The sequence below is a fragment of the Marmoricola endophyticus genome (assembly GCF_014644415.1).
Lineage (GTDB): Bacteria > Actinomycetota > Actinomycetes > Propionibacteriales > Nocardioidaceae > Marmoricola > Marmoricola endophyticus.
In genome coordinates, this window is record NZ_BMKQ01000001.1 from 314,885 (window position 1) to 328,552 (window position 13,668).

The 13,668-nt window shown below is 71.2% G+C and carries 12 protein-coding genes; 5 read left to right on the forward strand and 7 right to left on the reverse strand.

What is annotated here, in order from left to right; translation table 11 throughout:
• Positions 1 to 116 precede the first annotated feature (116 nt).
• The 4 genes from IEX42_RS01570 to IEX42_RS01585 all read right to left on the reverse strand — a co-directional run bounded on the left by IEX42_RS01570 (position 117) and on the right by IEX42_RS01585 (position 4,509).
• Positions 117 to 1,061 (reverse strand): VWA domain-containing protein, encoded by a 945-nt coding sequence (locus IEX42_RS01570; protein WP_188777621.1) that lies wholly within the window; start codon positions 1,059 to 1,061, stop codon positions 117 to 119.
• Positions 1,058 to 2,041: a DUF58 domain-containing protein gene (locus IEX42_RS01575; RefSeq protein WP_188777627.1), complete on the reverse strand. Its 984-nt coding sequence runs from the start codon at positions 2,039 to 2,041 to the stop codon at positions 1,058 to 1,060. Before IEX42_RS01575 ends, IEX42_RS01570 begins: the two co-directional genes overlap by 4 nt.
• Positions 2,038 to 3,057: an AAA family ATPase gene (locus IEX42_RS01580; protein WP_229660500.1), complete on the reverse strand. Its 1,020-nt coding sequence runs from the start codon at positions 3,055 to 3,057 to the stop codon at positions 2,038 to 2,040. Before IEX42_RS01580 ends, IEX42_RS01575 begins: the two co-directional genes overlap by 4 nt.
• A 123-nt stretch (positions 3,058 to 3,180) precedes the next feature.
• Complete coding sequence (locus IEX42_RS01585; protein ID WP_229660501.1) at positions 3,181 to 4,509, reverse strand: phospholipase D-like domain-containing protein; 1,329 nt, start codon at positions 4,507 to 4,509, stop codon at positions 3,181 to 3,183.
• Positions 4,510 to 4,615: 106 nt separating this feature from the next.
• Between IEX42_RS01585 and uvrB the strand changes: the two genes are divergently transcribed.
• The gene (gene uvrB, locus IEX42_RS01590; RefSeq protein ID WP_188777633.1) at positions 4,616 to 6,769 is read left to right on the forward strand and encodes an excinuclease ABC subunit UvrB; all 2,154 of its coding nucleotides are present in this window, start codon (positions 4,616 to 4,618) and stop codon (positions 6,767 to 6,769) included.
• A gap of 37 nt (positions 6,770 to 6,806) precedes the next feature.
• Complete coding sequence (locus tag IEX42_RS01595; RefSeq protein ID WP_188777635.1) at positions 6,807 to 7,355, forward strand: DivIVA domain-containing protein; 549 nt, start codon at positions 6,807 to 6,809, stop codon at positions 7,353 to 7,355.
• Positions 7,356 to 7,371: 16 nt separating this feature from the next.
• Here the strand turns inward: IEX42_RS01595 and IEX42_RS01600 are convergent, their stop codons facing one another.
• Complete coding sequence (locus IEX42_RS01600) at positions 7,372 to 7,854, reverse strand: hypothetical protein (protein ID WP_188777637.1); 483 nt, start codon at positions 7,852 to 7,854, stop codon at positions 7,372 to 7,374.
• Positions 7,855 to 8,118: 264 nt separating this feature from the next.
• Between IEX42_RS01600 and IEX42_RS01605 the strand changes: the two genes are divergently transcribed.
• From IEX42_RS01605 to IEX42_RS01615, 3 genes are all read left to right on the forward strand, one after another.
• Positions 8,119 to 9,123 (forward strand): TerC family protein, encoded by a 1,005-nt coding sequence (locus tag IEX42_RS01605; protein WP_188777639.1) that lies wholly within the window; start codon positions 8,119 to 8,121, stop codon positions 9,121 to 9,123.
• A 100-nt stretch (positions 9,124 to 9,223) separates the two neighbouring features.
• Positions 9,224 to 10,249 carry an NAD(P)/FAD-dependent oxidoreductase gene (locus IEX42_RS01610; RefSeq protein ID WP_229660502.1) on the forward strand — a complete coding sequence of 342 codons (1,026 nt, stop codon included), beginning with the start codon at positions 9,224 to 9,226 and terminating at the stop codon, positions 10,247 to 10,249.
• Position 10,250: 1 nt separating this feature from the next.
• Positions 10,251 to 10,718 (forward strand): pyridoxamine 5'-phosphate oxidase family protein, encoded by a 468-nt coding sequence (locus tag IEX42_RS01615; protein WP_188777641.1) that lies wholly within the window; start codon positions 10,251 to 10,253, stop codon positions 10,716 to 10,718.
• 16 nt (positions 10,719 to 10,734) lie between these two features.
• Here the strand turns inward: IEX42_RS01615 and IEX42_RS01620 are convergent, their stop codons facing one another.
• Both IEX42_RS01620 and IEX42_RS01625 read right to left on the reverse strand, forming a co-directional pair.
• Positions 10,735 to 12,027, reverse strand: coding sequence for a DUF1501 domain-containing protein (locus IEX42_RS01620; protein ID WP_188777643.1), 1,293 nt, complete (start codon positions 12,025 to 12,027; stop codon positions 10,735 to 10,737).
• Positions 12,028 to 12,066: 39 nt separating this feature from the next.
• A complete protein-coding gene (locus IEX42_RS01625; RefSeq protein WP_188777645.1) occupies positions 12,067 to 13,632 on the reverse strand; it encodes a DUF1800 domain-containing protein in 1,566 nt (521 codons plus the stop codon).
• Between the last annotated feature and the right edge of the window lie 36 nt (positions 13,633 to 13,668).

Genomic DNA, 13,668 nt, shown 5'->3' on the forward strand with positions numbered 1-13,668 from the left:
GCGCTCGGTCGGGCTCGACCACCGAGCCGGGCATCGGTGGTCGAGCAGCGACGAGCGCCAGCGAGGAGCGCGTCGAGACCTGGTGACGCAGGCGCCCGCGGTGAGCGCAGGACCGCCTACGGGAAGCGGGCGAACCAGCGCAGGGACAGCCCAGCGGCGACCATGGCCAGCAGCAGCCCCGCGGCGACGAACCACGGCGTGACGTCGCGCTCGGCGGTGCGGTAGCCGATCGAGTCGCCGATGTCGTCGTAGACCTGGTCCAGCCGCGAGGCGGTGTCGGCGGTGTACGCCGTGCCGTCCGTGGCCTGCGCGAGCTGGGCCAGCGACGGTGGGTCGACCGGGACCGGGACCTGCTGGCCCTCGACGTCGACGACGCCGTTCTGGGTGCCGTACGCGATGGTCGACACGGGGACGTCGTCCTCGGCCGCCTGCTGCGCGGCGCCGGCGTTCGCGCGGCCCATGGTGGTGGTGCCGTCGCTGAGCAGCACGATCCGCCCGGGCACCTTGGCCCCCTCACGCCGCTGGAGGGCGGTGATCTGGTCCAGCGAGCTGTAGACGCCCTCGCCGATCGCGGTGCCCTCCTGCAGCTGCAGCGCGCCGACGGCGTCCAGGGCGGCGTCCTTGTCCGGGCGGGGCGGGGCCAGGACGGTCGCCGTGCCGGCGAACTCGACCACGCCCACGTTGAAGGTGTCGGGGAGCTGGTCGATGAACCGCTTGGCGGCGTCGCGTGCGGCGCTCAGGCGGCTCGGGGAGACGTCGGTGGCCTTCATCGACAGCGAGACGTCGATGGCGACCATCACCGTGGCGCGCTCCCGCGGCACGCGTACGTCGGCCTGCGGTCGCGCGGCCGCCACGGACAGTGCGGCGAAGGCGACCAGCAGCAGCGCGGCCGGGAGGTGGCGTCGCCAGGCGGCGCGCCTGGGGACGAGCCGCTCCAGCATCGGGAGGGTCGCGAAGCGCACGGCGTACGCGCTGCGTCGCTTCAGTGACAGCAGGTAGAGCGCCGCCAGGACCGCCACGGGCACCAGCAGCCACAGCCACACGGGGCTGGCCAGGCTCATGCGGTGACCCCCTGCGGTCGTGGCGCACCGTACGACGACGCGTGCCGGTCGGTGCGCCGTCCGAGCACGTGCCGGGCGAGGTCGCGCACCCAGTCCCGGTCGGTGCGCAGGACGACGTGTCCGGCCCGCGCCCAGCGGACCGCCTCGGCGACGGCGGCGCGGTGCGCTGCCGCGGTCTCGGCGTACGACGTCCGCAGCCGGTGGTCCGAGGTCGAGACCTCGCGGCGTCGCCCGGTCTCGGGGTCCTCGAAGGTGACGACGCCGATGTCGGGCAGCGCGAGCTCACGCGGGTCGACCACCTCGACGACGATGGTCTCGTGGGCGACCGCGAGCCGGCGCAGCGGCCGCTCCCAGGAGAAGGGCCGCTCGGTCCGGCCGTCGGGCTCCACGGCGTCGGTGACCACGACGCGCAGCCCGGGCCGTCGGTAGCGCGCGCCGAGCGCGGTGAGCGCGCCGGCGAGGTCGGTCGGTCCGGAGGCGGCTCCGCCGACCGGGCGGTCGCGCAGGGCGCGCTGGGCGGCCGCGCGCGAGGGGAGCGGAGCGGACCAGCGCAGCCCGTCCCCGGTCAGCGTCCCGACCCCGACCCGGTTGCCGGGCCCCTGGGTGATCAGCCCGACCGCGGCGGCGGCGCCGGCGGCCAGGTCGCGCTTCTCGAGGTCCACCGTCCCGAACGCCATCGACGCCGAGTCGTCGAGCAGCACCCACGACTCCAGCTCGTGCTCGGCCAGCGGGCGCCAGACGTGGGGTTCGCCGGCGCGGGCGGTGACGTTCCAGTCGATCCTGCGGACGTCGTCCTCGCCAGGCCGGTAGCGGACGACCTCCTCCGGCTCGGTGCCCGGACCGAGGCGCAGCCCACGCCGGTCGCCCTGCAGGCGACCGGGCAGACGTCGTCGTACCGCCAGGTCGAGACCTTCGAACACCTGGTGCGGGGTCGTGCGCCGCGAGGCGGCGTCGAGCGAGGGGAGCGCGGGACCCGTCATGCCGTACGCGCCGCGTCGGGGTCCTCGCGCGTGGCGACGCTGGGGCGTGGGATCTGCTCGATCACCTGGCGGACGACGTCGCGCGGGTCGGTGCCGTCGGCGACCGCGTCGAACGACAGCAGCAGCCGGTGGCTCATCACGTCCGAGGCGACGTCGGCGACGTCCCCGGCCAGCACGTACGACCGTCCGCGCAGCAGGGCCAGCGCGCGGGCGGCCGCCAGCATCCCGAGCGAGGCACGGGGGCTCACCCCGAGCTCGACGACGTCGCCGAGGTGGGAGAGCCCGAAGAAGGACGGGTCGCGGGTCGCGACGGTGAGGCTGACGAGGTAGGACATCACCGAGTGGTGGACGAAGATCCCGTCCGCGACGCGCTGCAGGCGTACGACGTCGGCCGGCGTCAGGACCTGCTCCGCCCGGGGCGGGTCGACCGACATCCGGTGCAGGATCTCGAACTCCTCCTGGCCGGTCGGGTAGGGCACGTCGACCTTCATCAGGAAGCGGTCGCGCTGCGCCTCAGGGAGTCGGTAGACGCCCTCGGACTCGACTGGGTTCTGGGTCGCGAGCACGAGGAACGGCTCGGGCAGCCGGTGGCTGCGGCCCGCGATCGAGACCTGGTGCTCGGCCATCGCCTCCAGGAGCGCGGACTGCACCTTCGCCGGGGCACGGTTGATCTCGTCGGCCAGGACGAGGTTGGCGAAGACGGGGCCGAGCTCGACGTCGAACGTCTCCTGCGCGGCGCGCCAGACGCGCGTGCCCGTGATGTCGCTGGGCATCAGGTCGGGGGTGAACTGCAGGCGGGCGAAGCTGCCCCCGGCGACGTCGGCGAGGGTGCGTACGGCCAGCGTCTTGGCCACGCCGGGGACGCCCTCGAGCAGCAGGTGCCCGCGGGCGAGCAGGCCGAGGAGCATCCGCTCGACGAGCCGGTCCTGGCCGACGACGACCTTCTTGACCTCGATCAGGGCCCGCTCGAGGGTCGCCGACGCGTCGGCGACCGCTGCTTCGTCCTCGGCGCTCATGCTGCCCATCTCACCAGACGCGGGGTAGGGACCCACGCCGGTCGCGCCGCTGCGGCGCACTCCTCAGCAAAGAATCAGCGCGCGGGCACGTCGCTCACAGGTTGCCGCGTCGGCCGGCGGCGTTCAGAGGAACGGGCGCAGCGGGGTGAGCGCCAGCTCCGTGGCGCGCGACTGCCACCGCCGTCGCTGCCAGGTCTCCAGGGTCAGCTCCTCCGAGTTGGTCACGTCGGTGCGGAAGATCTCCTCCATCGTGGCGGCCTGGTCGCGGTCGATGAACTCGAGGTTGATCTCGTAGTTCCCCGTCATCGAGAGGCGGTCGATGTTGGCGGTGCCGACCGTCGCCCAGGCGCCGTCGATGGTCGCCGTCTTGGCGTGCACCATCGCGCCGGTGAACCGCCAGATCCGCACCCCGGCACCGAGCAGCTGGTTGAAGTAGCCGCGGCCGATCCAGTCGGCGACGACGTGGTTGGAGACCTTCGGCAGCAGCACCTGCACGTCGACGCCGCGGTGGGCCGCGGAGACCAGCGCCTCGACGAAGTTCTCGTCGGGGATGAAGTACGCGTGGGTCATCCAGACGTTGGTCCGTGCGCGGTCGATGGCGTCGAGGTACATCGACCGGATCGGGAACGTCCACTGCCGGGGCAGGTTCCGCTGCACGCGGATCCGCGACTCCCAGTCGTCGCTGTCGTGGTCCAGCGGTCGCGGGGTCGTCTCGACGCGGTCGCCGCTGCCTCGGGTCTCCCCGGGGCCGCGGTCGTGCCAGCGCAGGCGGCCCGAGCGGTGCACGTGACGCTGGGTGTTCCAGAAGTCGGCGAAGGCGCGCTTGAGGTCGCGCACCCCCGGCCCGGTGATGCGTACGTGGGTGTCGCGCCACTGGGTCGCGTACGCCGAGCCGATGTTGTAGCCGCCGACGAAGCCGGTGTCGTCGTCGACCACCAGGAGCTTGCGGTGGTCGCGCCCGTAGCGGCGGATGTCGAAGAAGCGCCAGCCGGCGTTGTAGACCGGGTACGCGAGCACGCGCACCGGCAGCGGGAACCGCTGGAAGCGCGGCGAGACGACGAGGTTCGCGAACGCGTCCCAGATCGCGTACACCTCGACGCCCCGGTCGGCGGCGCGGACCAGCGCCTCCTTGAACTCCTCGCCGACCTGGTCGCCCTTCCAGATGTAGGTCTCCAGCAGCACCTGGTGCTGCGCACCGTCGATGGCGGCGAGCATGGCGTCGTACAGGTCGCGGCCGTAGGTGTACGTCGTCACCGTGCCCTCGCCGATCGTCACCTGCTGGGGCGGGGTGCGGGGGAACGGCTGCGGCTTCTTCCCACGGCGCCGGTAGGAGTCGACGGCGGTGAGGACGAGGGCCAGGGCCGTCGGCACGCCGAACAGCACGGCCAGCACCCGGCGCACCACGCGGACGACCGGGTGCGCGAGGTTGATCAGGGGAGCCTGTCGAGCCACGACGCCATCCAACCACCGCTGACAGGGCCTTGGTGCGGTGCTGTCGTGCGACGGCGTCGGGCCTCGGGGTGGGGGAGTTGTCGGAGCCGAGCCGTAGCCTCGTCCCATGAGGCCAGTGACCGATCTCGAGCGCCGTGTCGCGCCCTTCGACGTGCAGTCCGAGTTCCAGCCCTCCGGCGACCAGCCGACCGCAATCGCCGACATCGCCGAGCGGATCGGGGCCGGGGAGAAGGACGTCGTCCTGCTCGGTGCGACCGGCACCGGCAAGACCGCGACGGTCGCGTGGGTGGCGGAGAAGCTGCAGCGCCCGATCCTGGTCATGCAGCCCAACAAGACGCTGGCCGCGCAGTTCGCCAACGAGCTGCGCCAGCTCTTCCCCGACAACGCGGTGGAGTACTTCGTCAGCTACTACGACTACTACCAGCCCGAGGCGTACGTCCCGCAGACCGACACCTACATCGAGAAGGACTCCTCGATCAACGAGGAGGTCGAGCGGCTGCGGCACTCGGCGACGAACTCGCTGCTCACCCGGCGCGACGTGATCGTGGTCTCGACGGTGTCGTGCATCTACGGCCTGGGCACCCCGCAGGAGTACGTCGACCGGATGCTGCGGCTCAAGGTCGGCGACGAGCTCGACCGCGACCAGATCCTGCGACGCCTCGTCGAGATCCAGTACACCCGCAACGACATGTCGTTCACCCGCGGCACCTTCCGGGTGCGGGGCGACACCCTGGAGATCTTCCCGGTCTACGAGGAGCACGCCGTGCGCGTGGAGTTCTTCGGCGACGAGGTCGAGCGGCTGATGGCCCTGCACCCGGTCACCGGCGAGGTGCTCAGCGACGACCAGGAGCTCTACGTCTTCCCCGCGACGCACTACGTCGCCGGCCCCGAGCGCATGGAGCGCGCGATCAAGGGCATCGAGGAGGAGCTCGCCGAGCAGACGGCCTACTTCCAGAAGAACGGCCAGCTGCTGGAGGCGCAGCGCCTGCAGATGCGCACGTCATACGACATCGAGATGATGCGGCAGGTCGGCTCCTGCTCGGGCATCGAGAACTACTCGATGCACATGGACGGCCGGACCCGGGGCTCGGCGCCCAACACCCTGCTCGACTACTTCCCCGAGGACTTCGTGCTCGTCGTCGACGAGTCGCACGTCGCGGTCCCGCAGATCGGTGGGATGTACGAGGGCGACATGTCGCGCAAGCGCAACCTGGTCGACCACGGCTTCCGGCTGCCCAGCGCGATGGACAACCGGCCGCTGCGGTGGGAGGAGTTCGTCGACCGGATCGGCCAGACCATCTACCTCTCCGCGACCCCCGGCAACTACGAGCTGTCCCGGGTCCCGACCGACGAGCACGGGGAGCCGGACGTCGTCGAGCAGATCATCCGCCCGACCGGCCTGGTCGACCCCCAGGTGGTGGTGCGTCCCACCAAGGGCCAGATCGACGACCTGATCGGCGAGATCCGTGCCCGTACGGACAAGAACGAGCGCGTCCTGGTCACCACGCTCACCAAGAAGATGTCAGAGGACCTCACCGACTACCTCCTCGAGGCCGGCGTCCGGACCCGCTACCTGCACTCCGAGGTCGACACCCTCAAGCGGATCGAGCTGCTGCGCGACCTGCGCCTGGGCGAGTACGACGTCCTCGTCGGGATCAACCTGCTCCGTGAGGGCCTCGACCTGCCCGAGGTGTCCCTGGTGGCGATCCTCGACGCCGACAAGGAGGGGTTCCTGCGCTCCGACAAGTCGCTGATCCAGACCATCGGGCGCGCGGCGCGCAACGTGTCCGGCGAGGTCCACATGTACGCCGACAAGATCACGCCGTCGATGGAGGCGGCGATCGACGAGACCAACCGGCGCCGCGAGAAGCAGATCGCCTACAACAAGGCGCACGGCGTCGACCCGCAGCCGTTGCGCAAGAAGATCGCGGACATCACCGAGATGCTGGCCCGCGAGGACGAGACCACCCAGGAGCTCCTCGCGACCTGGGACGGCACCGGTGCCCGCGGCAACAAGCAGAAGAAGGCGCCGACCCCGGGGCTGCGGACGCTGGACAAGACCCAGGAGCAGAAGGACCGGGAGGCGATGCCGGATCTCGCCGGCCTGCCCTCCTCGGACCTCGCCGAGCTGGTCCAGCAGCTCACCGAGCAGATGCACACGGCGGCCGCCGAGCTCCAGTTCGAGGTCGCCGCCCGGCTGCGCGACGAGGTGTCGGACCTGAAGAAGGAGCTGCGCCAGATGCTGGAGGCCACCAAGTGAGCGTCGACGTGCGGCTCGCGGTGGGTGAGGTCCGGCGATGACCTCGGGCGAGGAGCTGGCGCAGCGGGTCCGTGCCGCGGTCTTCCCGCAGGTGCGGTGGCGCGAGGGGTACCGGATGAGCGAGGTCGACGACTTCCTCGCCGAGCTCGTGGCCGCGCTCGACGGCGGTCGCCCGGTCGCCGCGATGGCCGAGGCGGTGCGGTTCACCCCGGTGCGGCTGAGCCCCGGCTACGACATGGGCGCCGTCGACACGCTGCTCGAGGAGGTCGCCGCCGGCGAGACCGCCGAGATCGCCGGGGCGAGAGCCCGGTCGACCGACGACGCCGCCGGCGCGACGCACGCGGGCGAGCGGCTGGCGGCGTACGTCGGCACAGCGCAGTTCACGCCCATGCGCCGCGGCCGCCGCTACTCGATGCGCACCGTCGACGACCTGCTGGACGCCGTGCGCGAGGCGGCCCTGGCCGACCGGCCGACGTCGGGCGTCACGACGTCCGGGGTCACGACGGTCCGCCTGGGCGAGGGGTACGACGCGGACGAGGTCGACCGGTTCCTGGCCGGGCTCGGCGTGGTCGTACCACGCGCCTGAGCCCGGCCGGCTCGGGTCAGCTCGGGGAGAGGTCGACCTTGCACGCCGACTTCGCGTGCTTCTCGATGTTGTCGCTCGCCGTCTGCAGCTTGGTGCTGTCCACGCTCTGCAGCTCGGAGGTGACCTTCTGCAGCTTCGCGGGGTCGACGCCGTCGGGGAGGTTCTTGCCCCCGGAGCTGCGCACCTTGTCGAACTGCTCGACGGTGATCCCCGCCGACTTCAGGCTGCTCTCGAGCTTCACGAACGCACCGTCGAGGACCTTCCAGTCTGCGTTGACCTCGTCGGGTGCCTCGTCGGCGAGCTTGTGGAAGCTGTCGATGACGGACTGGATGTCGTTGTCGCCGCCCAGGTCGGAGAAGGTCGAGGCGTCCTTCTTGAGATCGGCGCAGTAGGAGTCCTTGTCGCCACCGGAGGCCTCGGAGCCCCCGTCGGACCCGCACGCGCTGAGCGCGGAGGTCGCCACGATGGCGAGGGCGGCGAGGGTCAGTGGTGCACGCATGGGTTCTCCTGGGTCCGGGACTTCTCAATCGGTCCCCACGGACGATACAAGCGACGGCCGGGGAGTCCTACCAGCCTGCGCCCGCGTGCGTCGGCGGGAGCAGCCGCGCAGGTGTGACAGGATCCGGGTCGTAGGAGGGGAGTATTCCTTCGCGGCGATCTCGTCATCACGGTCCGGCGATCCGGGCCCGGGGCCGTCGACCCGGCGCCTCGCTCGGGTGGAAGAGACCTCCGGAGCAGCGTCACGCCGTCCGGAGGTCAGCACATGGACATCGCCCCCTGGGTCTGGTGGGTCACGATCGGGGTCACCGTCGCGATCCTCCTCTTCGACATCCTCGTCATCGCCCGGCGACCCCACGAGCCGTCGATGCGGGAGTGCGCGGTCGCGCTGGCGGTGTACGTCGGTCTGGCCGTCGTCTTCGGCGTCGGCGTCGCCGCGCTCGCTGGGGGCGGGTACGGCACGGAGTTCTTCGCGGGCTGGCTCACCGAGTACTCCCTCTCGGTGGACAACCTGTTCGTGTTCATCATCATCCTGGCGAACTTCAAGGTCCCGAAGGAGTACCAGCAGACCGCGCTGATGGTCGGCATCGTGCTCGCGCTGCTGATGCGGGCGATCTTCATCTTCGTCGGGGCCGCCGCGATCAACGAGTTCAGCTGGGTCTTCTACATCTTCGGCGTGTTCTTGCTGTTCACGGCGCTGAAGCTGGCCAAGGACGCGGGTGACGACGAGGAGGACGACTTCGAGGAGAACCGCCTGGTGCGCTTCGCCTCGAAGCACCTCCCGGTCACCGAGGAGTGGAACAGCAACAAGATCCTCAGCCGGGAGAACGGCAAGCGGGTGGTGACCCCGATGTTCCTGGTGATCCTCACGCTCGGCACGACCGACCTGCTGTTCGCGCTGGACTCCATCCCGGCGATCTACGGCCTCACCCAGGAGCCGTACCTCGTCCTCACCGCGAACATCTTCGCGCTGATGGGGCTGCGCCAGCTCTACTTCCTCATCGGAGGGCTGCTCGAGCGGCTGATCTACCTCTCGTACGGGCTCGCCGTCCTGCTCGCCTTCATCGGCGTGAAGCTGGTGCTGCACGCGATGCACGAGAACGAGCTGCCCTTCCTCAACGGTGGCGAGCACATCGAGTGGGCGCCGGACATCCCCACCTGGCTCTCGCTGGTGGTCATCATCGGCACGCTGGCGGTCACCACCGTGCTGAGCCTGGCGGTGAGCCGGCACCGTGACCGCGCCGAGCAGGAGGCCTCCACCGAGGCCTGAGCAGGGAGTCCGCTGTGGACCGGGGCGGGTGCGCACCGCAACCGGACGGCGGGAGGTAGGTTCGGGCCACCGTCCACCGTGACCAGGAGCACACCCTGCGATGACGACCCACGCACCCCCGCTGGCGATGCCGGAGTCCACGGCCCGGGAGGTCGAGGTTGACGTGCTGATCGTCGGCGCCGGACCGTCGGGGCTGTACGGCGCCTACTACGCCGGGTTCCGCGGCTGGTCGGTCGCCGTGGTCGACTCGCTGCCCGAGCTCGGCGGCCAGGTCTCCGCGCTCTACCCGGAGAAGGCCATCCTCGACGTCGCCGGGTTCCCGACGGTCAAGGGCCGCGAGCTGGTCGAGCAGCTGGTCCGGCAGGCGGCGCCCGCGAGACCGACGTACCTCCTGGACCGGACGGCGACCGGTCTGGAGATCGACGACGGCGACGACGGCGGCCTGGTCATGACCATGGACGACGGCTCGGTCGTGCGCGCGAAGGCGATGGTGATCACCGCGGGCATCGGCAAGTTCACCGCCCGCCCGCTGCCCTCGGGGGACGGCTGGGAGGGGCGAGGGCTGGTGTTCTTCGTCCCGTCGTTCACCGAGTACGCCGACCGCGACGTGGTGATCGTCGGTGGCGGTGACTCGGCCTTCGACTGGGCGGCCGGGCTGGACGGGATCGCGCGCACGATCACAGTGGTGCACCGTCGCGACCGGTTCCGCGCGCACCAGGCGACGGTCGACGCAGTACTCGCCTCGGACACCGAGGTCGTCACCAACGCCGAGGTCACCGCGCTGCGAGGCGACGCGGTCGTCGAGGAGGTCGAGATCACGACGAAGGCGGGAGACGTGCTGACCCGGCCCGCACAGGCCGTCGTCGCTGCCCTGGGCTTCGTCGCGGACCTCGGTCCCATGGAGGCGTGGGGGCTGGACCTGGACCACCGCCACATCCGGGTCGACTCCTCGATGCGCACCAACCTGCCGCGGGTCTTCGCCGCCGGCGACATCACGGAGTACGACGGCAAGGTGCGGCTGATCGCGGTCGGCTTCGGCGAGGTCGCCACGGCGGTCAACAACGCCGCGACGCTGATCGACCCCGCGGCGCACGTGTTCCCCGGTCACTCGAGCGACGGGTCCTGACGTGGCCGGCGCGCGCGACCGGGTCGCGATGACGCAGGCGGAGGTGGCGGGCTTCCTCGCCGACCACCTGAAGGTGCAGGTGGCCACCGTCGGCGGGGACGGCGCCCCGCACCTGAGCACGCTGTTCTACGTGGCGGACGACGGGGTGGTCAGCTTCTGGACGTACGGCCGCTCGCAGAAGGTGGTCAACCTGCGCCGCGACCCGCGGGTCTCCGCGCTGGTGGAGGACGGCACCGCGTACGACGAGCTCCGCGGCGTGAGCATCAGCGGCCACGTCGAGCTGGTCGAGGAGTACGACGCGGTCCGCCGTGTCGGCCTGCTGGTCGCCGAGGCGATGCACGGTGCGCCGTTGGACGGTGAGGAGCGGGAGCTGGCGCAGGCCGTGGTCGACCAGCAGGCGCGCAAGCGCGTCGTCGTCCGCGTGATCGCCGAGCACGTCGCCTCCTGGGACCACACCAAGCTCGGTTGAGCGGTCGCGGCCCGGCTCAGGCGACGACTCCGAGGGGCGTCGTCGAGGCGTCGGGGAGCAGCGTCGAGCGGGCTCCGCTGAGAGCGGGGAACCGCCGGGACACGACCTCCCACAGCACGCTCTGGAAGTTCGTCTGGACGGTGACGTCACCGTCGGTGAGCTGGTCCAGGCCCTTCCAGCCGCCGTAGACCTGACCACCCTTGACGCCCGCGCCGAGCAGCAGCATCGCGTTTCCCCAGCCGTGGTCGACGCCGCCGGAGCCGTTCTGGGCCACGCGACGTCCGAACTCGCTGAGCGTGACGAGGGTGACCCGGGACGCGGCCGGGCCGAGATCGTCGAAGAACGCCTTGAGCGACGCGGCCAGGTGGGTCACCTGGTCGAACATCCAGCCCGAGCCGGTTCGACCGAGGTTCTGGTGCATGTCCCAGTTGCCGTAGTCGACGGTGACGAACTTCGCGCCCACGTCCGCGCGGATCAGCGCCGAGGTGTTGGCCAGCACCGACTGCAGCGGTCCGGCCGGGTACGCCGGCTTGTGCACCGGGTTCGCGGAGTCGCTGGCCGACGCCGCGGTGGCCAGCGGGTCCAGCACCTGCGTGGTGGCCACCGCCGAGCGAACAGCAGCACCACCGGGCCCCGTGTCGGTCTCCCACATGCGGGAGACCGCGCTGCGACGCGTGGGGGAGGTGTTCGGGTCGAAGGGCAGGATGCGTACGTCCGAGACCTGGGTGGCGCCGAGCGCCGGTGCCGCGCCGACCAGCGACTCGGGCAGCAGGACGGACCCCATCTGCACGGCCTGCTCGGGGTAGGACGTGCCCAGTCCGACGGTGCGGTTGATCCACCCCGACCGTGCGGATCCCCCGACTCCGGCGTCCTCGATGACGTTCATGGCCTCGAAGTGGCTGCGGTTGGGGGCCGGCAGGCCGACGGCGTGGACCGCCGCGAAGTTCTTCGACACGTTCCACATGTCCTGCAGCGGCGCGAAGGCCGGGTGCAGGCCGAAGCGCGCGTCGCCGGCGATCAGGCTGGAGGCGGGGAGGTAGATGTCCGGGCGCGCCTTGGCGAGGACGGCCTGGTCGGCCGCGGTGCTCGGCACCACCATGGACAGGCCGTCGGCGCCACCGCGCATGCTGAGCACGACGACCACGTTGCCGCCGGCCGGGGCACCGTACGCCACCTGGCGGAAGGCGTCGCCGAACATCTGGCCGGCAGCGAGGAGACCGGTGGTCGCCGCGGCGGCGCCGAGCAGCCGGCGGCGGCTGAGGCCGTAGTCGGGGCACCCGCACGGGTCGGCGGTGGTGGTGGCGTCCATGGTGTGGTCCTCGAGGGGGTGGAGGTGCGGGGTGACGGATCAGCGGTAGAGGTGCAGCGGGGAGTCGAGCAACGTGCAGGCGATCGCGATGATCGGCCAGTAGTAGTTGAGCTCCCTGGCCGTGACCCGCTTGCTCAGTGGCCAGCCGAGCAGCGCGGCGACGCTGGCGCTGACGACGGAGCCGGGCGTCTCGCCGAGGAGCCTGGTGCCGACCGTGTCCAGCACCTGCTGCAGCGTCGCCGGCAAGGCGGGCAGGTAGGTGTGCAGATCGGGGAGCGTCGCGTCGTCCTTGGGCCAGTAGTGGGCCGCCATCGTGCGGTGGAGGTTGAAGCTGTTCAGCATCCGCCCGGCGCTGGCCCAGGCGGCACCCTCGTTCGGGTAGCCGTTCGGCGCGGACCAGGCGTACGGCGCGGCGCCGAGGCCGACGTACTGCCAGTGCATGGCGTTGACGAACGAGCTGGACGTGGTCGGCCGCTCGACCACGATCCCGAGCGCTCGCACGGTGGCGATCCAGTCCTCCATCGGGTTGCGCAGCTTCGCGCGGACCGAGGAGGAGAACTCGGGGTGGTCGATCATCGCGAGCAGCGTGGCCGGGATCGAGGTGCCGCTGCTCGTGTACGCGTTCGCGACCGCGGTGACCAGCGAGTCCGAGGGGGCGTCGTTGACGAACTTCACGCACAGCTTGCGGGCGATGTGCCGCGCGGTCTTGGGGTGCTTGGCCAGGTAGGAGAGGTAGCTCAGGGTCACGGCCCGGCCGTCGGCGGAGGTGTTCGGGCTGCTGAAGCCCATCACCGAGACCGTGCCGGTGGCGTGCCGGCTGGTGTCGTACCACGCCTTGTACGCCGGCCACAGGTCCACCCGGTAGCCGGTCAGGATGCGTGCGGAGGCCTTGACGTCGGCCTCGGTGTAGCCGCCGTCGACGCCGACGGTGTGCAGCTCGAGGAGCTCTCGCCCGAGGTTCTCGTTGGGCGCCTTCTTGGTCGAGACGTTGTTGTTGAGGTTGATGCCCATCGCGGGGTGGACGACGGCCGCCTGCAGGAGGTGCTCGAAGGTGCCGAGGGCATTGGCCCGGATCACCTTGTCGTAGTCGACGCGCGCGTAGGCCGCGTCGTCGTTGCCGACCGGGACGTTGAGGTGGTTGGACCAGAAGTCCACCATCATCTCCTGCAGCTGCCGAGCGCTCGACAGGCGTCGGCACACCGTCCAGCGGGCGAGGTCCCACATCACGGCCCAGACGCCCTCGGTGTCGTTCCGGCTGCGGGTGTAGAGCTCCTCGGGCGTCCGCTGCAGGAACGCGAACCAGCCGTCGATCTCGTCGCCGACCGGGTCGGGGACCGTCGACGGTGCGAGCTGAGCGGTGAACCAGCTTCGGGCTCCGCCCGCCGCCGTGGCGTGGGCGAGCAGGTCCGGTGTGATGCCGTGGGTGAACCTGCGGAGCAGGTGCAGCGAGGACTCCCTGGTCGCCGCGGGGGGCGGTGTCGGCGAAGGCGCAGGGGAGGTGGGGGTCGGGCTCGCGCTCGCCGGGGTCTTCCTGAGGATCACGCGGGGGCGGCGGAGGGGGCGAGGGTGCCGCCAGTCGTGGGGGGCGAGGTCGAGGGCGTCCATGGCGTTCTTCCTGAGACCGGGATCGGGCAAACAGAA